The sequence below is a fragment of the Agromyces sp. Leaf222 genome (assembly GCF_001421565.1).
In the GTDB taxonomy this organism is placed as follows: domain Bacteria; phylum Actinomycetota; class Actinomycetes; order Actinomycetales; family Microbacteriaceae; genus Agromyces.
Map to the genome: position 1 here is coordinate 3,156,761 of NZ_LMKQ01000001.1, position 19,710 is coordinate 3,176,470.

The 19,710-nt window shown below is 71.2% G+C and carries 20 protein-coding genes, 1 pseudogene and 1 riboswitch; of the genes and pseudogenes, 16 read left to right on the forward strand and 5 right to left on the reverse strand.

From position 1 onward, the window contains the following. The first annotated feature begins 146 nt into the window (after positions 1-146). From ASE68_RS14075 to ASE68_RS14095, 5 genes are read left to right on the forward strand one after another with little or no spacing between them, the layout of a single operon-like run. A complete protein-coding gene (locus ASE68_RS14075) occupies positions 147-1,451 on the forward strand; it encodes a YihY/virulence factor BrkB family protein (RefSeq protein ID WP_055859876.1) in 1,305 nt (434 codons plus the stop codon). Positions 1,452-1,504: 53 nt separating this feature from the next. Beyond that, positions 1,505-2,332 (forward strand): exodeoxyribonuclease III, encoded by an 828-nt coding sequence (locus ASE68_RS14080; protein WP_055859880.1) that lies wholly within the window; start codon positions 1,505-1,507, stop codon positions 2,330-2,332. 60 nt (positions 2,333-2,392) lie between these two features. Then, the gene (trpS, locus tag ASE68_RS14085; RefSeq protein ID WP_055859883.1) at positions 2,393-3,403 is read left to right on the forward strand and encodes a tryptophan--tRNA ligase; all 1,011 of its coding nucleotides are present in this window, start codon (positions 2,393-2,395) and stop codon (positions 3,401-3,403) included. An 11-nt stretch (positions 3,404-3,414) separates the two neighbouring features. Beyond that, positions 3,415-3,993, forward strand: coding sequence for a GNAT family N-acetyltransferase (locus ASE68_RS14090; protein WP_055859886.1), 579 nt, complete (start codon positions 3,415-3,417; stop codon positions 3,991-3,993). Then, the gene (locus ASE68_RS14095; RefSeq protein WP_055859889.1) at positions 3,993-4,757 is read left to right on the forward strand and encodes an HAD family hydrolase; all 765 of its coding nucleotides are present in this window, start codon (positions 3,993-3,995) and stop codon (positions 4,755-4,757) included. Before ASE68_RS14090 ends, ASE68_RS14095 begins: the two co-directional genes overlap by 1 nt. An 81-nt stretch (positions 4,758-4,838) precedes the next feature. Here ASE68_RS14095 and glpK read toward each other — a convergent pair. The 3 genes and pseudogenes from glpK to ASE68_RS14110 form a co-directional block, all read right to left on the reverse strand. Next, positions 4,839-6,444, reverse strand: a pseudogene (glpK, locus tag ASE68_RS14100) (glycerol kinase GlpK). Between the two features lie 125 nt (positions 6,445-6,569). Continuing rightward, a complete protein-coding gene (locus tag ASE68_RS14105; protein WP_055861418.1) occupies positions 6,570-7,271 on the reverse strand; it encodes an MIP/aquaporin family protein in 702 nt (233 codons plus the stop codon). Between the two features lie 232 nt (positions 7,272-7,503). After that, positions 7,504-9,276: a glycerol-3-phosphate dehydrogenase/oxidase gene (locus tag ASE68_RS14110; protein ID WP_082462267.1), complete on the reverse strand. Its 1,773-nt coding sequence runs from the start codon at positions 9,274-9,276 to the stop codon at positions 7,504-7,506. 130 nt (positions 9,277-9,406) lie between these two features. Here ASE68_RS14110 and ASE68_RS14115 point away from each other — a divergent pair, with 130 nt between their 5' ends. From ASE68_RS14115 to ASE68_RS14145, 7 genes are all read left to right on the forward strand, one after another. After that, a complete protein-coding gene (locus ASE68_RS14115) occupies positions 9,407-10,399 on the forward strand; it encodes a sugar-binding transcriptional regulator (RefSeq protein ID WP_055859892.1) in 993 nt (330 codons plus the stop codon). A 68-nt stretch (positions 10,400-10,467) separates the two neighbouring features. Further along, positions 10,468-10,612: riboswitch (FMN riboswitch) on the forward strand. A 70-nt stretch (positions 10,613-10,682) separates the two neighbouring features. Next, a complete protein-coding gene (gene ribD / locus ASE68_RS14120; RefSeq protein WP_055859895.1) occupies positions 10,683-11,777 on the forward strand; it encodes a bifunctional diaminohydroxyphosphoribosylaminopyrimidine deaminase/5-amino-6-(5-phosphoribosylamino)uracil reductase RibD in 1,095 nt (364 codons plus the stop codon). Position 11,778: 1 nt separating this feature from the next. Then, the gene (locus tag ASE68_RS14125; RefSeq protein WP_055859898.1) at positions 11,779-12,444 is read left to right on the forward strand and encodes a riboflavin synthase; all 666 of its coding nucleotides are present in this window, start codon (positions 11,779-11,781) and stop codon (positions 12,442-12,444) included. Next, positions 12,441-13,742: a bifunctional 3,4-dihydroxy-2-butanone-4-phosphate synthase/GTP cyclohydrolase II gene (locus tag ASE68_RS14130; RefSeq protein WP_055859901.1), complete on the forward strand. Its 1,302-nt coding sequence runs from the start codon at positions 12,441-12,443 to the stop codon at positions 13,740-13,742. Before ASE68_RS14125 ends, ASE68_RS14130 begins: the two co-directional genes overlap by 4 nt. Then, on the forward strand, positions 13,739-14,218 hold the full coding sequence (gene ribH / locus ASE68_RS14135) for a 6,7-dimethyl-8-ribityllumazine synthase (RefSeq protein ID WP_055859905.1): 480 nt from the start codon (positions 13,739-13,741) through the stop codon (positions 14,216-14,218). Before ASE68_RS14130 ends, ribH begins: the two co-directional genes overlap by 4 nt. 116 nt (positions 14,219-14,334) lie before the next feature. Further along, on the forward strand, positions 14,335-14,688 hold the full coding sequence (locus ASE68_RS14140) for a hypothetical protein (RefSeq protein ID WP_055859907.1): 354 nt from the start codon (positions 14,335-14,337) through the stop codon (positions 14,686-14,688). A gap of 196 nt (positions 14,689-14,884) precedes the next feature. Then, positions 14,885-16,255 carry an MFS transporter gene (locus ASE68_RS14145; protein ID WP_055859918.1) on the forward strand — a complete coding sequence of 457 codons (1,371 nt, stop codon included), beginning with the start codon at positions 14,885-14,887 and terminating at the stop codon, positions 16,253-16,255. A gap of 104 nt (positions 16,256-16,359) precedes the next feature. On the opposite strand, the gene ASE68_RS20440 is transcribed toward ASE68_RS14145, so the two are convergent. Then, entirely contained in the window at positions 16,360-16,548 is a 189-nt protein-coding gene (locus tag ASE68_RS20440; RefSeq protein ID WP_162238227.1) for a hypothetical protein, read from the reverse strand. Between ASE68_RS20440 and ASE68_RS14150 the strand changes: the two genes are divergently transcribed. Next, positions 16,538-16,909: an aldehyde dehydrogenase gene (locus tag ASE68_RS14150; protein WP_200921717.1), complete on the forward strand. Its 372-nt coding sequence runs from the start codon at positions 16,538-16,540 to the stop codon at positions 16,907-16,909. The genes ASE68_RS20440 and ASE68_RS14150 overlap by 11 nt on opposite strands. Positions 16,910-16,965: 56 nt before the next feature. Here the strand turns inward: ASE68_RS14150 and ASE68_RS14155 are convergent, their stop codons facing one another. Continuing rightward, positions 16,966-17,316, reverse strand: coding sequence for a hypothetical protein (locus tag ASE68_RS14155; protein WP_055859921.1), 351 nt, complete (start codon positions 17,314-17,316; stop codon positions 16,966-16,968). A gap of 146 nt (positions 17,317-17,462) precedes the next feature. Between ASE68_RS14155 and ASE68_RS14160 the strand changes: the two genes are divergently transcribed. The 3 genes from ASE68_RS14160 to ASE68_RS14170 are packed head-to-tail and all read left to right on the forward strand — an operon-like array spanning position 17,463 to position 19,667. Beyond that, entirely contained in the window at positions 17,463-18,395 is a 933-nt protein-coding gene (locus tag ASE68_RS14160; RefSeq protein WP_055859924.1) for a pseudouridine-5'-phosphate glycosidase, read from the forward strand. Next, positions 18,379-19,401, forward strand: coding sequence for a carbohydrate kinase family protein (locus ASE68_RS14165; protein WP_235480863.1), 1,023 nt, complete (start codon positions 18,379-18,381; stop codon positions 19,399-19,401). Before ASE68_RS14160 ends, ASE68_RS14165 begins: the two co-directional genes overlap by 17 nt. 38 nt (positions 19,402-19,439) lie before the next feature. Next, positions 19,440-19,667: a hypothetical protein gene (locus tag ASE68_RS14170; RefSeq protein ID WP_055859927.1), complete on the forward strand. Its 228-nt coding sequence runs from the start codon at positions 19,440-19,442 to the stop codon at positions 19,665-19,667. Positions 19,668-19,710 lie beyond the last annotated feature (43 nt).

Here is a 19,710-nt window from a genome sequence, read left to right on the forward strand (position 1 = left end):
TCGGCACCCCCCAGACGGGGGTGTGCCGGGAATGCGCTCTCCGGACCCGAGCCCGGCGGTCCGATGCATGCGCATGGAATGGCGGTTCCGGCACGCCGGAGGCTCCCGCCGCGTTCGGCGGGCGACCCGCTCAGTACTGTTGGAGCGTGACCCGGAGCACCTCGACCGACCCCCACGAGCGGCGCCCATCGGGTGCGCCGCCGCCGGGCGCAGCCGCCGACGCCGCGTCTGCCGCGGCATCCGACGACGTGCCACTCGACGGCCCCGTGCCGCTGACCGCCCGCGAGCGCTTCGACGAGCTGAGCAGCCCCCTGCGCGACCGCTTCGAGGAGCCGATCGGCCGGGTCACGCGGATCACGCACCGCACGATGGAGCTCTTCCCGGTGCGCGTCTGGCGGTACTTCCTGGCGCAGAACGGCTTCATCCTCTCGTCCGGCATGAGCTACCAGGCGCTGTTCGGCATCTTCGCGGCGATCTACGTCGTGTTCGCGGTGTTCGGCATCTGGCTCACCGGCAACGAGCAGACGATGAATGCGTTCGCGACGCTGCTGAACACGTACGCGCCGGGCCTCATCGGCGACGAGGGCATCATCTCCACCGACGAGCTCGTCGCGATCACGGCCGAGAGCGCCGGCACACTGGGCTGGACCGGTGGCGTGGCCCTCATCGGCTTGATCTGGACGGCCATCGGATGGGTCACCTACACGCGCATCGGCGTGCGCAGCATGTTCGGGCTGCCGAAGGACGAGCGCTCGTACCTGCTGCTCAAGGCGCGCGACCTGCTCGCCGGCCTCGCGTTCGGCATCGTGCTCATGCTCGCCGCGGCCCTCTCGGTGGCCACCACCGGCTTCATGCAGTGGTTGCTCGGACTGCTCGGGCTGGAGGGCGACTCCGGCTGGATGACCTTCTTCGTGCAGGTCGGCGCGATCGTCGTGGTCTTCGTCATCGACACGGTCGCCCTGGCCGTGCTGTTCCGCTTCCTCTCCGGTGCCGCGATGCCGTGGCGTCGCCTGGTCATCGGCTCGCTGCTCGGATCGGCTGCGCTCTCGGTCGCGCAGATGCTCGGCGCCTTCCTCATCACGTTCGCGAGCAGCAACCCGCTTCTCGCGACCTTCGCGGTCTTCATCGCACTGCTCTTCTGGTTCCGCATCACGAGCATCGTGATCCTCGTGGCGGCGAGCTGGATCGCGGTCGAGGCATCCGACGCCAACGAGAGCCTCCGCGCGCTCACGCCCGAACAGCGCGAGGCCGAGCGACGCGCGGCCGAGGCCCGCGCCGCGGTCACGGTCGCCAGGGTGCGGCTCCGCGAGGCGGAGGCGGATGCCGCGTCCGCCGGTTGGTTCGGCGGGTTCAAGGCGCGCCGTGCGGTGTCGAGGGCGCAGCTCGAGCTCGACCAGGCCGAGGCGACGGCTGAGCGCCTGGCGCCGCGGCGGCGCACCTTCGTCGACTGAGGGCGGGCACCGGGCGACGCTCGGTGTCGGACCTCTCGAATAGGATCGAGGGCATGCCTTCGACCTCCCGTCTCCGTGTCGCCAGCGTCAACGTGAACGGAGTGCGAGCCGCGTATCGGCGCGGCATGGGCGAGTGGCTCGAGGGCCGCGACGTCGACCTCCTGGCACTGCAGGAGGTGCGTGCGTCGACCGAAGACCTGCAGGAGCTGCTCGGCGACGAATGGTCGATCCTCCACGACCCGGCCACCGCGAAAGGCCGCGCCGGCGTGGCCATCGCGAGCCGGCGCCGGGCGAGCATCCACCGCGTCGAGCTGGGCAGCCCCGACTTCGACTCGGCCGGCCGCTGGCTCGAGGCCGACTACGAGGTCGGCGGCCGCATAGTCACGCTCGTGAGCGCCTACGTGCACTCGGGCGAGGCCGATACCCCGAAGCAGGCCGAGAAGTTCAAGTTCCTCGACGCGATGCAGGCCCGTCTCCCCGAGCTCGCGGCGCACTCCGAGCTCGCGCTCGTCGTCGGCGACCTCAACGTCGGGCACCGCACGCTCGACATCCGCAACTGGAAGGGCAACGTGAAGCGCGCCGGGTTCCTCCCCGAGGAGCGCGCGTACTTCGATCGGTTCGTGGGCGCCGAGGGCTCCGACGACCACGGCCTCGGTTGGGTCGACGTCGGTCGCCGCTTCGCCGGCGAGGTCGACGGGCCGTACACCTGGTGGTCGTTCCGGGGCAAGGCGTTCGACAACGACACCGGCTGGCGCATCGACTACCAGCTCGCGACGCCGGCCCTCGCCGACCTCGTGACCGACTACACCGTCGACCGCGCGGCGACCTACGACGCCCGCTTCTCCGACCACTCCCCCGTGGTCGTCGACTACGCCATCTGAGCGGATGCCGCGCGCGGCCGTTCCCACGAACCTCGACCTCTCGACGAAAGAACCACGACCATGAACTCCGCCCGCCCCGTCATCTTCTCCGGCATGCAGCCCTCCGGCGACTCGCTGCACCTCGGCAACTACCTGGGCGCGCTGGTGAACTGGGTCGCCCTGCAAGACGACTACGACCCCATCTACTGCGTCGTCGACCTGCACGCGATCACGGTCGCGCAGGATCCGAAGGCGTTGCGCGAGAACGTGCGCCGCACCGCGGCCCAGTACCTCGCCTCCGGTGTCGACCTCGAGCGCTCGACCCTGTTCGTGCAGTCGCACGTGCCGGCCCACGCCGAGCTCGCCTGGGTGCTCAGCACCATCACGGGCTTCGGCGAGGCCGGGCGCATGACGCAGTTCAAGGACAAGTCGGCCAAGCAGGGTGCCGACGCGACCACGGTCGGCCTCTTCACCTACCCGGTGCTCATGGCCGCCGACATCCTCCTCTACGGCACGAACGCCGTGCCCGTCGGCGACGACCAGCGCCAGCACCTCGAGCTCACGCGCGATCTCGCGGGCCGGTTCAACGCCAGGTACGGCGAGACCTTCGTCGTGCCGGAGGCGCTGATCCCCAAGGAGTCGGCGCGCATCTACGACCTGCAGGACCCGACGTCGAAGATGTCGAAGTCGGCCGCGTCCGAAGCGGGGCTCGTCAAGCTCCTCGACGACCCGAAGGTCACCGCGAAGAAGTTCAAGAGCGCCGTCACCGACACGGGTCGCGAGGTGCGCTACGACCGCGACGAGAAGCCCGGCATCTCGAACCTGCTCGACATCTACTCGGCGCTCGTCGGCCGACCGGTCGCCGAGCTCGAGGCCGAGTACGACGGGCGAGGCTACGGCGACTTCAAGAAGGACCTCGCCGAAGTCGTCGTCGATCGCCTCACGCCGATCCGCGCACGCACGCTCGAGCTGCTCGACGACCCGGCCGAGCTCGACCGACTGCTCGGCATCGGCGCCGACAAGGCTGCAGAGCGCGCCGAGGTCGTACTCCGCACGGTGTACGACCGCGTCGGCTTCGTCCGCCGCCGCTGATCGGCGGCGGCGTGCTTCCCGTCGAGATCCGCACGGCGCGGCTGCTGCTCGACCTGCCGGTGCCGGCCGACGCAGACGACGTGACGCGCTTCTGCCAAGACCCGCTGTTCCAGCGGTACCTCACGACCCCTTGGCCCTACACGCGTGCGCACGCCGAGTCATTCCTCACGACGTATGTGCCGTCGGGCTGGGCCTCGGCTTCCGAACTCACCTGGGCCATTCGAGCCGAGCACGGGGGCCCGCTGCTCGGCGTGGTCAGCGTGCGCGAGACCCAGAACGAGATCGGCTTCTGGATGGGTTCCGAGCACCGGGGCCACGGCCTCATGAGCGAGGCCGCGGCGGCGGTGTGCGACTGGGTGCTCGCGGGCGGCATCGATGGGGCGTCGACCGTCTTCTGGCGCGCCGTCGAGGGCAACACGGCCTCGGCGAAGGTCGCCAGATCCGCGGGATTCCGGCGCATCGAGCCGGCGGACGCCACGGTTCCGACCCGCGACGGCAGCACGCTCCCGGCCTGGTACGGGGTGCGCGAGGCCGAGATCGACCCTCGCGCCGAGGCGAGCTGGAGCGGCATCCTCGAGGGCGCGGCCTGATGCCCGCCCACGCCGGTCCGGTCGTGCTCTTCGACCTCGACGACACGCTCATGGCGCATCGTCAGGCCGTCGCCGACGGCATCGTGCTGCACATGCGAGAACGCGCATACGTGGGCGACACCAGCGCGGCGCAGCGGCTCTGGCATGAACTCGAGGAGCGGCACTACCACTCCTACCTCGCCGGCGAGCTGACCTTCGAGGGCCAGCGCCGCGCCCGCGCCCGCGACTTCGCGCTCGCGCACGGCGAGGCGCTCGACGGGGTCGACGCGGGTGCGTGGTTCGACCGCTACTTCGAGCGGTATCGCGACGCCTGGCGCCTGCACGACGACGCCGTCCCGGCACTCGATGAGCTCGAAGCCGCCCTGCCCGGAGTGCGCCTCGGCATCATCACGAACGGCGAACCCGACTTCCAGCGAGCCAAGCTCGAGCGGCTCGGAATCCTCGAGCGGTTCGCACACGTCATCGCGTCGGGTGCGATCGGGGTGACCAAGCCCGACCGGCGGATCTTCGACCTGGCGGTCGAGCGCTTCGCCGCCGACGCCCCGGTAGATCGCGCCGCCTACGTCGGCGACCGCCTGCGCACCGACGCGCTCGGCGCGGCCGGTGCCGGTCTCGACGGCGTGTGGCTCGATCGGCACGCCACCGCGCTCGGCGACGACGACGCATCGGCCGTGCTCGAGGCCGGCGTCATCGTGATCCCGAGCCTCGCCCGGCTCGCCGAACGCCTCACGAGCCGATGGAGCTCATCGCCGGTCGAGGGGTGACCGACCCGCCCCGAGACGGGATTGGGCCGGTCGCACCCCCATGCGACCGACCCGTCGCTCCACAGTAGCCTGCAGAGCGGGTTATGCGACGTCCCCGTCGACCCAGTCGAGGGTCTTCGTGACGGCCTTCTTCCAGCTGCGGTCGAGGCGCTCGCGCTCGGCCTCGTCCATCGACGGAGTCCAGCGCTTGTCCTCCTGCCAGTTCTTGGCGAGGTCGTCGAGGCCCGACCAGAATCCGACCGCGAGTCCGGCGGCGTACGCGGCGCCGAGCGCGGTGGTCTCGGCGACCACGGGGCGCACCACCGGAACGCCGAGGATGTCGGCCTGGAACTGCAGCAGCGTGTCGTTCGACGTGGCTCCGCCGTCGACGCGCAGCTCGGTGAGGTCGATGCCGGCGTCGGCGTTGACGGCCTCGACGACGTCGCGGGTCTGGAAGGCGATGGCCTCGAGGGCTGCGCGGGCGATGTGTCCCTTGTTCACGTAGCGCGTCAGTCCCACGAGCGCACCTCGGGCGTCGGGCCGCCAGTAGGGCGCGAACAGGCCGGAGAACGCGGGCACGAAGTACGCGCCGCCGTTGTCCTCGACGCTGTTGGCGAGCGCCTCGACCTCGGAGGCCGAGGAGATCAGGCCGAGGTTGTCGCGCAGCCACTGGATCAGCGACCCCGTGACGGCGATCGAACCCTCGAGCGCATAGTGAACGGGCTCGTCGCCGAGCTTGTAGCCGACGGTGGTGAGCAGCCCGTTCTTCGAGTGGATGATCTCCTCACCCGTGTTGAAGATCAGGAAGTTGCCGGTGCCGTAGGTGTTCTTCGCCTCGCCGGCCTCGAACGCCGCCTGGCCGAAGGTCGCCGCCTGCTGGTCGCCGAGGATGCCCGCGATGGGCGTCTCGCGCAGCAGCGAGTGCTCGTTGGCGATGCCGTACACCTCGGAGGAGGAGCGGATCTCGGGCAGCATCGAGCGCGGCACGTCGAACGCGGCGAGGATCTCGTCGTCCCACTGCAGGGTCTCGAGGTCCATGAACATGGTGCGCGAGGCGTTCGTGACGTCGGTCGCGTGCACGCCGCCCTCGACGCCGCCGGTGAGGTTCCAGAGCACCCAGGTGTCGGTCGTGCCGAAGAGCAGGTCGCCGGCCTCGGCCTTCTCGCGTGCGCCCTCGACGTTCTCGAGGATCCACACGATCTTCGTGCCCGAGAAGTAGGTCGCCAGGGGCAGGCCGACCTTCGGCTTGAAGCGCTCGACGCCGCCGTCGGCCGCGAGGCGGTCGACGATCGACTGGGTGCGCGTGTCCTGCCAGACGATCGCGTTGTAGACCGGCTGACCGGTGTTCTTGTCCCAGACCACGGCGGTCTCGCGCTGGTTGGTGATGCCCACCGCGGCGATGCCAGACGATCGCGTTGTAGACCGGCTGACCGGTGTTCTTGTCCCAGACCACGGCGGTCTCGCGCTGGTTGGTGATGCCCACCGCGGCGATGTCGTGCCGGGTCAGCTTGGCCTTGCCGAGGGCCTGGCCGATCACCTCACCGGTGTTGCGCCAGATCTCGGTCGCGTCGTGCTCGACCCAGCCCGCCTTGGGGAAGATCTGCTCGTGCTCGAGCTGCCCGGTCGAGACGATCGAGCCGGCCTTGTCGAAGATGATCGCGCGGGACGAGGTCGTGCCCTGGTCGATCGCGAGGATGTAGTCGCTCATCTGAGAACTCCGTTGCTGTCAGTGAATGGGTGTCCGATGTTGCACGAGTCTCCCGAGAACGAGGTGAATCGGGTGACCCGGTGCGGGATCGGATCGGGTGAGGTGGTGAGGTGCGGATGCCGCGGTCAGCCGAGGATCGGCAGCAGCGGCACGGCCGCGAAGCCGGCGAGCACGCCGCCGATGATCGGACCGACGACGGGCACCCACGAGTACGACCAGTCGCTGCCGCCCTTGCCCTTGATCGGCAGGAGGGCGTGGACGATACGGGGGCCGAGGTCGCGCGCGGGGTTGATGGCGTAGCCGGTCGGTCCGCCGAGCGACGCGCCGATCGCGATCACGAGGAAGGCGACGGGGATCGCACCGAGTTCGGCGGGGGTTCCGCCGTTGGTGAAGCCGATGATGACGAACACGAGCACGAAGGTGCCGATGATCTCGGTGACGAGGTTCCAGCCGTACGAGCGGATCGCAGGGCCGGTCGAGAACACGCCGAGCTTCGTCGCGGCATCCGGCTCGGCGTCGAAGTGCTGCTTGTAGGCGAGCCAGCAGAAGACCGCACCGAGCATCGCGCCGATCATCTGCGCGCCGATATAGGTGAGCACGGAGAGACCGTTCACGGGGACGCCCTGGCCGAACTCGGTGGCGCCGTTCGCGACGAGGCCGAGGGTGACCGCCGGGTTCAGGTGTGCACCGGAGGCGTACGAGACCACGACGCCGGCGAAGACCGCGAGGCCCCAGCCGATGTTGATCATGAGGGTGCCGCCGCCGAAGCCCTTCGTCTTGGCGAGGATGACGTTGGCGACCACGCCGCAGCCGAGGAGCACGAGCATCGCCGTGCCGACGAGTTCCGACAGGAAGTCGATTCCGAGATTGTCCACGTTGACCTTTCTGGTGTGGTGCGGGCCGGGCGGCCCCGATGAAACGTAACCGGCGAAAAGCCCGATGCCGGGCGTTTCGCGGTGCACATCCGTGCAGATTCGCGCCACCGCGGGTCGAGTGCGCATGGCGCGTCTCGAGACCGAGCGCGAGCCGGTCTCGAGACGCGCCCTCCTGCGTCGGGTGCTACGCGACCGCCGCGAGCTGCTCGAGCACGACGCCGTGACGCTCCGCGAGCAGGGTGCGTGTCGCGTCGATCTCGGCGGCGCGACGCTCGGTGTCCCAGCCGAGCTCGTCGCCCGCGAGGTCGGCCAGCTCGCCGAGGAGCGGCGCGGTGAGGGTGCCCGTGAACGCGATGCTCGTGCGGCGCAGCACGAGGTCGGTCAGGTGCACGACGCGCTCATTGCGCACGAGCCACGTGATCTCGCCCCGCGTGTAGTCGACGTGGTGCTCGAGCGTGCGCTCGGTCTCGCCGTCGACCTCGTCGAGGTAGGCCTCGGCGCGGGTTCCGTAGCGCTCGAGCAGCATCTCGGCGCGAGCGCGCCCGACCTCGTCGTCGTGGCCGACGAGCCACACCAGTCGTGCGTCGTCGGTCGTCGGGTAGCCGGCCCCGCCGCCGATCGCGAGTCCTTCGGTCGACCGGGTGCGCTCACGGCCGAGGAGCTGGAGCACCTCGTCGGAGAGGTGCTCGGCGAGTGCGCGGAACGTGGTCCACTTGCCGCCGACGAGGCTCAGCAGCGTCGTGCCGGGGCGCGCCGCGACATCCGCTCGCTCGATGCGGTAGTCGCGGCTGACGAAGCCGGGTTGCGTGTCGTCGTGCCGCGGCAGCGGGCGCACGCCCGAGAAGCGGTAGACGATCTGCGAGCGGTCGACGGCGATGCCTGGGAAAACGTGCGCGATGAGTTCGAAGAAGTAGTCGACCTCGGCGTCGGTGCACACCACGGGCTCGCGCATGTCGTGCTCGAGGTCGGTCGTGCCGACCATGACGCGGCCCTTCAGCGGGTAGATCAGCACGATGCGGCCGTCCTCGTGCTCGAAGAAGATCTCGCGTCCGCCGGTCGCGGCGAGCAGTTCGGGGTGGTCGAGCACGATGTGCGAGCCCTTGGTGCCGCCCATGAACGTCGTGCTGCGGCCGAGGTCGGCGTTCGTGAGGTCGGTCCAGGGGCCGGAGGTGTTCACGACCACGTCGGCGGCGATCGAGAACTCCTCACCGGTGAGGCCGTCGCGCACGCGCACGCCGTCCGCGCCGAATCCGACGGCGCCGAGGTGGTTGACCGCGCGGGCATGGGGGCCTGCGGCGAGCCCGTCGAAGAGCACGTCGAGCGCGAGGCGCTCGGGGTCGTGCATGCTCGCGTCGTAGTAGGTGGCCGTGTACTTGACGGCGGGGTCGAGCGCGGGCAGCTCGGCGAGCGAACGCTTGCGACCGTGGAAGCGGTGGCGGGGCACGGAGCCGCCGTCGCGCGAGAAGGCGTCGTAGATCGTCAGCCCGGTCTTGATGAGGGCGGCGCCGCGCTCGGTCGGCTTGCCCTGCCTGTGCGTGAGGAATCGCATCGGCGCCGACAGGATGCCCGAGAACGTCGAGTAGATCGGCACGGTGGTCTCGAGGGGCTTGACGTAGTGCGGCGCGATGCGGATGAGCGCGTTGCGCTCGGTCACCGACTCCTTCACGAGCCGGAACTCGCCGTTCTCGAGGTAGCGGATGCCGCCGTGGATCATGTGCGACGACGCCGACGAGGCGCCGGAGACGAAGTCGTCGCGTTCGACGAGCACGACGTCGACGCCCTGCAGCGCCAGGTCGCGGAACGTGGCGATGCCGTTGATGCCGGCGCCGATGATGAGCACCGAGGCGCTGGGCCGTGCGCGGAGCGCGGTGACCTCGGCGCGGGTGGCGGGGGTGCCGGCGGGGCTGTGGGTGGTGTTCTGCGTGGTGTCCTGCGGCGTGATCGGGTGCGATGACATCGCTGTCCTCTCGGTTCGAGCGTGGGCGCCGTCACGGCTTGCGCGAGACGGCCCCGGTGTGGATGAATACATCGTCAACTCGTCCGCACGCAGTTGCAAGCCGCGTGCACAAACGTGCAAGGGTAGGGGAATGAACGAGAAGCACCGGCCGGATGCGACCGAAGGGGCTGCGGCGGTCCCCGACAAGACACGCGAAGCGCTGCGAGCGGCGCACCTGTACTACATGCAGGACCTGACCATGGACGCCATCGCGCACGAGTTGCACACCTCGCGATCCTCGGTTTCACGCCTGTTGAGCCATGCACGGGCGAGCGGCCTCGTCGAGATCTCGATCCACTCCCCGCACGACCTGCCGAGCCGGATCGAGCAGGAGATCCTCGGTCGGTTCGGCATCGTCGCGCACGTCGTGCCCGTTCCCGATCACGCGAGCGACGTCGACCGCCTCGACCGCGTCGCGCTCTCGGCTGCACGGATTCTCGGACGATTCGTGGACTCGAACCAGACCATCGGCGTCGCCTGGGGCTCGACGATGAGCGCCATGAGCCGGCACCTCGTGCCGAAGTCGACCCACAACTCCGAGATCGTGCAGCTGAACGGCGCCGGCAACGGCCGCACGACCGGCATCGTCTACGCGAGCGAGCTGCTGCGCCGGTTCGGCGACGCGTTCGGCGCGCGCGTGCAGCAGTTCCCGGTGCCCGCCTTCTTCGACGACCCCGAGACCCGACGGGCGTTCTGGCGCGAGCGCAGCACCCAGCGCCTCCTCGACGTGCAGGCCGGCATGGATGTCGCCCTCTTCGGCGTCGGCTCGCCGTTCGCCGAGGTGCCGAGCCACGTGTACCAGGGCGGCTACCTCGACCCCGCCGACTACGCCGGCCTCAGCCGCGAGGGGGCGGTCGGCGACGTGGCCACGGTGTTCTACCGCGCCGACGGCAGCACCGACGGCATCGCGCTGAACGAACGTGCGACCGGCCCCGACTTCGCCGTACTCCGCCGTGCGCCGCGTCGCATCTGCGTCGTGTCGGGCCGCGCGAAGCTCGCGAGCCTGCGCGGCGCGCTCGCGGCCGACCTGATCACCGACCTCATCGTCGACGAGGGCACGGCGCGCGCGCTCGTCGAGCACTGAGCGCGCGCATTGCGCCGTGCGACGGGGAATAGGACGGCGGATGCGGCGTTGAGTAGAATCGACACGAACAACGTGCTCCGGGGTCGGTGTAATTCCGAGCCGGCGGTGACAGTCCGCGAACTGCGGGTGCGAGGTCCTCGACCTCACGCCCCTGGTTGATCCGGTGGAATTCCGGAACCGACGGTGAAAGTCCGGATGGGAGGCGGCACGTGTCGGCAGCGCAGTGCGCTGTCGGCGTTCTCGGCGTTGCCGACATCCCCGGAGCCTGACGACAGGACCACGGATGACGACGGCGGCGCACCACGACGATCATGCAGCGCGCGACCGCGCGGCGATCGATCGACGCGCGCTCGAGTCGGCCGCCATGCGGCGCGCGCTCGAGCTCGCCGAGCGCGGCCCGGCCCGCGGCGTCAACCCCCGCGTCGGATGCGTGCTGCTCGCCGCCGACGGCGCCGTACTCGCCGAGGGATGGCACCGTGGAGCCGGCACGGCCCACGCCGAGGTCGACGCCCTGAGCCGCCTCGCCGCCGGCGAGGCCACCGGAGCCACCGCGATCGTCACGCTCGAGCCCTGCAACCACACCGGACTCACGGGCCCGTGCGCCGAAGCGCTCATCGACGCCGGCGTCGCCCGGGTCGTCTACGCGGTCGCCGACCCCGGCGAGCACTCCTCCGGCGGGGCCGGGCGACTGCGCGCGGCCGGCGTCGACGTCGAGCTCGCCGCCCCCGACCTCGTCGAGGCCGCCGAGTCGTTCCTCGGCGACTGGCTGTTCGCGGCGCGCACCCACCGCCCGCGCGTCACCGTCAAGTGGGCGTCGAGCCTCGACGGGCGCGCCGCGGCCGACGACGGCACGAGCCAGTGGATCACCGGCCCCGAGGCCCGCGCCGACGTGCACGTGCGACGGGCGGCGAGCGACGCGATCGCGGTCGGCACGGGCACCGTGCTCGCCGACGACCCGTCGCTGACCGCCCGCGGCCCCGACGGCGGACTGCTGGGCGACCAGCCGATCCCGGTCGTGTTCGGCCGGCGTCCCGTGCCGGTCGAGGCGGCGATCACGCGGCATCCACGCGCGCACGAGCTCGTCGGCGCCGACGGCACCGACCTCGAGGCCGACCTGCGCGACCTCGCGCGCCGCGGCATCCGCTCGCTCTTCGTCGAGGGCGGACCGACCCTCGCGAGCGCCTTCATCGCAGCAGGCTTCGCCGACGAGGTGCTCGTCTACCTCGCGCCCGCGCTGCTCGGCGGCGGGCGCCTCGCGCTCGGCGACCTCGGCGTGACCACCATCGGCGAGGCCCGCCGCTACGACTTCGCCGCCATCGAGCGGCTCGGCGACGACGTGCTGCTCGTCGCCCACCCCCGACCCACCGAAGGGAACTGACATGTTCACCGGAATCATCGAAGACCTGGGCACCGTCACCGGCGTCGAGCACAGCGCGGACGCCGCACGCCTCACGGTGCGCGGCCCCCTCGCCGTGACCGGCGCGAAGCACGGCGACTCGATCTCGGTCTCTGGCGTGTGCCTCACGGTCGTCGCGTTCGACGACGAGTCGTTCACGGCCGACGTGATGGCGCAGACCCTCGAGATGTCGACGCTCGACACGGTCGAGGCGGGCCGCCGGGTCAACCTCGAGCGCGCCGCCCTCGTCGGCGACCGCCTCGGCGGGCACATCGTGCAGGGCCACATCGACGGCACCGCGACGGTGCTCGAGGTACGCCCCGGCGACGCCTGGCGCGTCATCCGCTTCTCGCTCGACGCCGCGCACGCGCCACTCGTCGTCGACAAGGGCTCGATCGCGGTCGACGGGGTGTCGCTCACGGTCAGCGGGCTCGGCGACGAGGTCGACGGCTCGTGGTTCGAGGTCTCGCTCATCCCCGAGACCCTCACGGCGACGACGCTCGGCGGCCTCGCCGTCGGCGACCGCGTGAACATCGAGACCGACATCCTCGCCAGGCACGTCGAGCGGATGCTGCGCCTCGACGCGCACCGATCGCTGCCGTCGGCACCGGCAGAGCCCGAGACCGCCACGACAGGAGCTGCACGATGAGTCTCGCGACCATCCCCGAGGTGCTCGAGGCGCTGCGCGCCGGAAAGCCCGTGATCGTCGCCGACGACGAAGGGCGCGAGAACGAGGGCGACGCGATCATGGCCGCCGAGTTCGCCACGCGCGAGTGGATCGCCTGGATGGTGCGCCACACGAGCGGCTACCTCTGCGCGCCCATGCCGAACGAGTTCGCCGACCGCCTCGAGCTGCCGCTCATGGTCGCGCGCAACGAAGACGTGCGCAGCACGGCGTACACGATCACGGTCGACGCCTCAGACCGAACGTCGACCGGCATCAGCGCGTCCGACCGGGCGCACACCCTCCGCGTGCTGGCCGACCCCGAATCCACGCCCGACCGGCTCGTGCGGCCCGGCCACGTGATCCCGCTGCGCGCCGTCGACGGCGGCGTGCGCGAGCGCGCGGGGCACACCGAGGCGGCCGTCGACCTCATGCGCCTCGCCGGGCTCTCCCCCGTCGGCGTCATCGGCGAGATCGTGACCGACGACGGCGACATGATGCGCCTGCCCGGCCTCATCGAGTTCGGCGAGCGCGAGCACCTGCCGGTCACGACGGTCGCGGCCCTCATCGACTGGCTCTCGACCTGGCACGCCGGGCAGGACCTCGCCGGCCCCGTGCTCACCGCGGTGCCCGAGTCCTCGCGGGTGAGCTTCGAGGTCGAGACCGGCCTGCCGACCGTGCACGGCGACTTCCGCGTGCGCGCCTACCGCGACCAGGAGACGGGCGCCGACCACGTCGCCTTCATCTCCGGCGAACCGGCGAAGGATGCCGCGGGCGCCGTCGTGCGCGTGCACTCCGAGTGCCTCACGGGCGAGGCGTTCGGCTCGCTGAAGTGCGAGTGCGGGCCGCAGCTCGACGCGGCCCTTGGCGAGATCCAGCGTCTCGGAGGCGTCGTCGTCTACCTGCGCGGACACGAGGGGCGCGGCATCGGCCTCATCAACAAGCTGCGGGCCTACCGCCTGCAGGAGGACGGCCTCGACACGCTCGACGCGAACGTCGCGCTCGGCCTGCCCGCCGACGCGCGCGACTACCGCGCCGCGAGCGCCATCCTCGCCGACCTCGGCATCGAGCGCGTGCGACTGCTGACGAACAACCCCGAGAAGGTGCGGCAGCTCGAAGCCCACGGCATCGCGGTCACCGAGCGGCTGCCGCTCGTCGTCGGCGTCGGCGCGGTCAACACCGGGTACCTCGACACCAAGCGTCGCCGCATGGGCCACGCGATCGACGACGCCCAGCTCGCGGATGCCGCGGCTGAGGCCCTTCTGGAAGGACACGCATCATGAGCGGAGCAGGCTCCCCCACCCTCGACATCGACGGCACCGGACTCGAGGTCGTCATCGTCGCCGGCAGCTGGCACGACGAGATCACCGACGCGCTCATCGCCGGCGCGACGCGCACCCTCGAGGCGGCCGGCGCGTCGTTCTCGCTCGTGCGCGTGCCCGGCAGCTTCGAGCTGCCCGTGGTGTCGAAGGCGGTCCTCGAGGCCGGCGCCGACGCGGTGGTCGCGCTCGGCGTGATCATCCGCGGCGGCACGCCCCACTTCGAGTACGTCTCGGCGGCCGCGACCGACGGCCTCACGCGGGTCGCCCTCGACACGGGCAAGCCCGTCGGCTTCGGCGTGCTCACACTCGACGACGAGCAGCAGGGTCTCGACCGCGCCGGCCTGCCCGGCTCGAAGGAGGACAAGGGCCGCGAGGCCGCCGAGGCCGCGATCGCGACCGCTCGCGCGCTGCGCGCGGTGTGGTCGTCTGCCGAGTAGCGCCGCAGGAGCGTCTCGAGACCGGCGGCGTCGACCGGCGCTCGAGACGGCACCGGCCGGCGTTCGACGCACTCGTCGGGTCGACTTCGACGCTCCGTAGAATCTAGACTCGCCATATGGAGACCCTGCGCCACATCGTCGTGTTCATCCACCTCGTCGGATTCGCCCTGCTCTTCGGCGCCTGGGCGGTCGAGGCGGTGAACCGCCGGTACGGCGTCACCCGCCTCATGAACTGGGGACTGCTGATCGCCGGAGTCGCAGGTCTCGCGCTCGCCGCCCCGTGGGGCATCTCGTACGAGCTGAACTACGTGAAGATCGGCACGAAGCTCGTCGTGCTGATCGTGATCGGAGCCCTCATCGGCATCGGCTCCGCACGACAGCGTCGCAACGAGGCCGTGCCGCGCGGACTCTTCTGGGCGATCGGCATCCTGACGCTGCTGAACGCGGCCATCGCGGTCATCTGGCGCTAGGCCCGGGCGACCGTTCGTCGCAGCATCCGCGCCGCTCGTCGCATCCCCCGCTTCCCGGCCACGGGGGCCGAGGGAGCCGAGCGTAGGCTGGGCCGGTTGCCACAAGCGACGATTCCCAACAGCCTGCCCCGCTCAACGCCAGACCGACCGCCTCGTGGTGCAGTGTTCCGTCACCACACTGGAGTCCTCGACAGCAATGTCAGCAACATCCGCGGCCACGGCCGCATCCTCTGCACCGAACACCCCCGCCAATCCGCGCAGTCGCGTGGTGCTCGCGAGCCTCATCGGCACGACGATCGAGTTCTACGACTTCTACGTCTACGCCACGGCCGCGGTGCTCGTCTTCCCGCACCTCTTCTTCCCGACCGGCGACCCCACGACGGCGCTGCTCGCCTCGTTCGCCGTGTTCGGCGCGGCCATGGTCGCGCGCCCCCTCGGCGCCGTGGTCTTCGGCCACCTCGGCGACAAGCACGGCCGCAAGGCGACGCTCGTCGCCGCCCTGCTCACCATGGGCATCGCGACGTTCCTCATCGGCGTGCTGCCGACCTACGCGATGGTCGGCTGGTTGGCTCCGCTGCTCCTCGTGATCCTCCGCATCGCACAGGGCTTCGCGCTCGGCGGCGAATGGTCGGGCGCCGCGCTCGTGGCGACCGAGAACGCCCCGGCGGGCAAGCGCGCCTGGTACGGCACGTTCCCGCAGCTGGGCGCGCCGATCGGCTTCATCATCGCGAACGGCCTGTTCCTCGTCATCGCCGCGGTGCTCCCGTCCGACGACCCGTCGATGCCGTCGCAGGCGTTCCTCGACTGGGGCTGGCGCATCCCGTTCCTGTTCTCGGTCGTGATGGTCATCGTCGGCCTCTGGGTGCGACTGCGCCTCGTCGAGTCGACCGCGTTCTCGAAGGCCTCCGAGCAGGGCAAGCTGAAGCGCCTGCCGCTGGCCACGGTCTTCAAGGACCACTGGCGCAAGCTGATCCTCGGCACGTTCTTCATGCTCGCGACCTACGTGCTCTTCTACCTGATGACGACGTTCTCGCTGAGCTACGGCCGCGCCCCGGTCGAGGCGGTCGACGGCGCCCTGCCCGGCCTCGGCTACTCGTACAGCACGTTCGTGCTCATGCTCATCGGCGGCGTGCTGTTCTTCGGCGTGTTCACGCTCGTGTCCGGGCCGCTCGCCGACCGATGGGGACGCCGCAAGACGCTCATCTGGGTCACGCTCGGCATCATCGTCTTCGGCCTGCTCTGGGTGCCGCTGCTGAACGCCGGGTTCGCCGGCGTCATGGCCTGGCTCGTCGTCGGCTTCTCGCTCATGGGCCTCACGTTCGGCCCGATGGGCGCGCTGCTGCCGGAGCTCTTCCCGACGAACGTGCGCTACACCGGGTCCGGCATCTCGTACAACGTCTCGTCGATCCTCGGCGCCGCGGTCGCGCCGTTCATCGCGGTCGCGCTCTGGCAGGCCGGGGGCGGCAGCCCGTTCTGGGTCGGCATCTACCTGTCGGTCATGGCCGTGCTGACGCTCATCGCGCTGATCGTCTCGAAGGAGACGAAGGACGTCGACATCGACGCGTAGCGTTCGGTCGAACGGATGCCGCGGCATCCGTCATGCGTGACGAGGGGCGGGTGCTGCGGCATCCGCCCCTCTGCCGTGCGGTCGGAGCCGGTGTGAGCGAGCGTTCACACGAACGTCACGCGCACCCCTTCACGGCCGAACCGGCCCGACGTAACATGACGTAACAGGGCAGCCGGGGCATCCGCCGCCGCCGGCCGGCACTCGGAGCCCGGAAGCGAGCGTGCAGCGATGAACATGACGATGGACATGATGAAGGGCGCGATGTCGTCGTCGGAGATGCCGATGAGCGGCATGGACCCGATGATGATGCAGGAGTGTCTCGAGGCCCTCTCGGCCTGCATGCAGGCGTGCGTCATGTGCGCCGATGCCGACGCCGCGGAGGGCATGGGCCGATGCGCGTCGATGTGCTCGAACTGCGCCGACATGTGCGACACCATGATGCGGATGATGCTGCGCATGCACGGCTGGGACATGGGCGTGATGATGTCGATGATGCAGTCGACGACCATGATGGCGCGCGCCTGCTCGGCCGAGTGCATGATGCACGCCGAGATGAGCGAGCACTGCCGCATGTGCGCGATGGCCTGCGATCAGCTGGTCATGGCGATGGAGAAGATGATGGGCATGATGAGCGAGGCCATGCCGATGGCGTGAGCCGTCCGTTTCGGTTTCGGCGTGCGGGAGCTTCGCGGTGCACGCCGCCTGGCGCCTCAGGCGTCGGCGACGCTGAACTGCTGCGCGCCCGCGGCGAGCACGCCGTAGACGCCGTGCAGTGCGACCGGGTCGCCGACCTGCAGCGCGCCCGCGAACGCGTCGTGCTGCCACACGCGGCGGATGCCGCCGTCGAGCGTCGCGAGCCAGGCGAACCCGTTCGCGTCGACCGACGTGACGATCGCGTCGATCCACTTGCTCGCGGCCACCGTGGCGAGGCGCTGCTGCACGGCGTTCAGCCCGTGGCCGGCCCGCTCGCTCGAGCACGCCCCCGGGTGCTCGCAGCCGCGCATGCCCATGACCGCACCCGTGACGGGCGTGGCGGCGGCGTGCGGTTCGCGGTGCGACATGAGGGCTCCTCGGGGTTCTCCGGGTTCGATGCGGCCACGTTACGCTCGCGTCCCTCGGATGTCGCCTGCCGCCGTCACACGCGGAAACACGCCGCACGGCGGGCCGTCGGACCTCGGGCGGCGACCCCCGCCATACGATGACGCCCATGCAGACACCTGCCCCCGGCATCCGCATCGGCGACGAGGTCCGCGACGCGCTCGCGGCGGGCCGGCCGGTGCTGGCGCTCGAGTCGACGATCCTCACCCATGGGCTCCCGAGCCCGCGCAACCTCGAGGTCGGGCTCGCGTCCGAGGCCCGGGTGCGCGACCTCGGCGTGACGCCCGCCACCATCGGCGTCGTCGACGGCAGGCCCGTCGTCGGCCTCTCCCCCGACGAGATCGAGCGGCTCTGCACGGCATCCGGCAGCGGAGCGCGAGCCGTCGTCAAGGCGAGCCTGCGCGACCTGCCGATCGCCCGCGCGAAGCGGCTCGACGCCGGCACCACCGTCGCGGCGACGGCGTGGCTCGCGCATCGCGCCGGCATCCGCGTGATGTCGACCGGCGGCCTCGGCGGCGTGCACCGCGGCGCGAGCGAGAGCTTCGACGAGTCGGCCGACCTCGGCACGCTCGCCACGACGCCGATCACGCTCGTGAGCGCCGGCGTCAAGTCGATCCTCGACATCGGGGCGACCCTCGAACGGCTCGAGACGCTGAACATCCCGGTGGTCGGCTACCGCACCTCGCGGTTTCCGGCCTTCACCGTCACCGACTCCGGGTTCGCGCTCGACTACCGCGTCGAGAGCCCGGCGGATGCCGCGGCGCTGGCGCTCGCACGCGACGAGCTCGGGTTGCCGCAGGCCGTGCTCGTGGCCAACCCGGTGGATGCGGCGAAGCAGCTCGACCCCGCGATCCACGACCGCGTGCTCGCCGAGGCGTTGGCCGCGGCATCCGCTCAGGGCGTGACCGGGCACGACACGACGCCGTTCCTGCTCGAGTTCGTGCAGCGGGCGACCGGCGGCGAGAGCCTCGAGGTCAACCTCGAGGTGTACCGCGGCAACGTCGCGCTCGGGGCGGAGATCGCGCGTGCCGTCGCGGGGTGAGGCCGGCGTGCCGGGCGCGGCGCCCGCCGTCGACGGCCTCGGCGCGGGCGCCGCGGGCGCCGCGGGCGCCGCGGGCGGCGCGGGCGGCGCGGGCGGCGTGCTCGCGGTCGCCGGCGACCTCGTCGAGGACATCGTGGTGTGGGCGAGCGAGCCCGTGCACCACGCGACCGACACGGCCGCGCGCGTGCATCGCGCTCGCGGCGGCAGCGCGGCGAACGTCGCCGCCCTCGCGGCCGGGCTCGTTCCGACGCGGTTCATCGGCCGCGTCGGAGCGGATGCCGCGGGCGACGCGCTCGAGTCGGCCCTCGCCGCGAGCGGGGTCGACGTGCGCGTGCAGCACGCCGGACGCACCGGAACCGTCGTGCTGCTCGTCGACGTCGACGGCGAGCGCACGATGTACCCCGATCGCGGCGCCTCCGCAGAGCTGTCCGACGTGGATCCGGCGTGGCTCGACGGCGCCGCCTGGCTGCACCTGCCCGCCTACGGGTTCGAACGCGAGCCCATGCGCGGCGAACTGGCCCGGCTCGCCGGCCTCGCGCGGACCGGCGGCACGGGGGTCTCGATCGACGCCTCGTCGACCGGGCTGCTCGAGGGGCTCGGCGTGGCGTTCGCGCTCGACCTCGTTCGCGGCATCCGGCCCGACGTGCTCTTCGCCAACGAGGACGAGGCCGCACTGCTCGGACTGGCCGGGGGCGGCCCGCTCGCGGCATCCGTCGCCCCGACCGTCGTGGTCAAGCACGGCGCACTGCCGACCGACGTGATCGTCGACGGCCGCCTGGCCGCGCGGGTGGACGTCGAGCCGGTCACCGGCATCCGCGACCTCACGGGCGCGGGCGACGCGTTCGCAGCCGGGTTCCTCGCTGCGACCATTCGCGGGGCGGATGCCGCGGCGGCCGCCCTGGCCGGGCATCGCGTCGCGGCATCCGTGCTCACGCAGCCAGGCGCGCAGGCGGCGGGATCGGCGGCGGCGGGATCGGCGGCGGGCGCCGATCGATCGTCAATCTGAGTTGACGAACGGGCGAAGCGTCAACTACGGTTGACGTCATGGACGACACCACCCTCCGCACCGCGATCGCCGCGGCCGACGGCGACGACCCCTACCGGGCGCTCCGCGACCTCCACCACGCACGCGTGGAGGTGAACCTCGCGCTCGACCGCGCCGAGGCCGTCGCCGTGCGCCGGGCCCGAGCCGGCGGATCGAGCTGGCAGCTCATCGCCCTCGCCCTCGAGGTCTCCAAGCAGGCGGTGCACAAGAAATACGGGCGCAGCTGAGCGACGTAGGCTGTTCGGGGCGAACCGTGCGGAATCCGGTCGC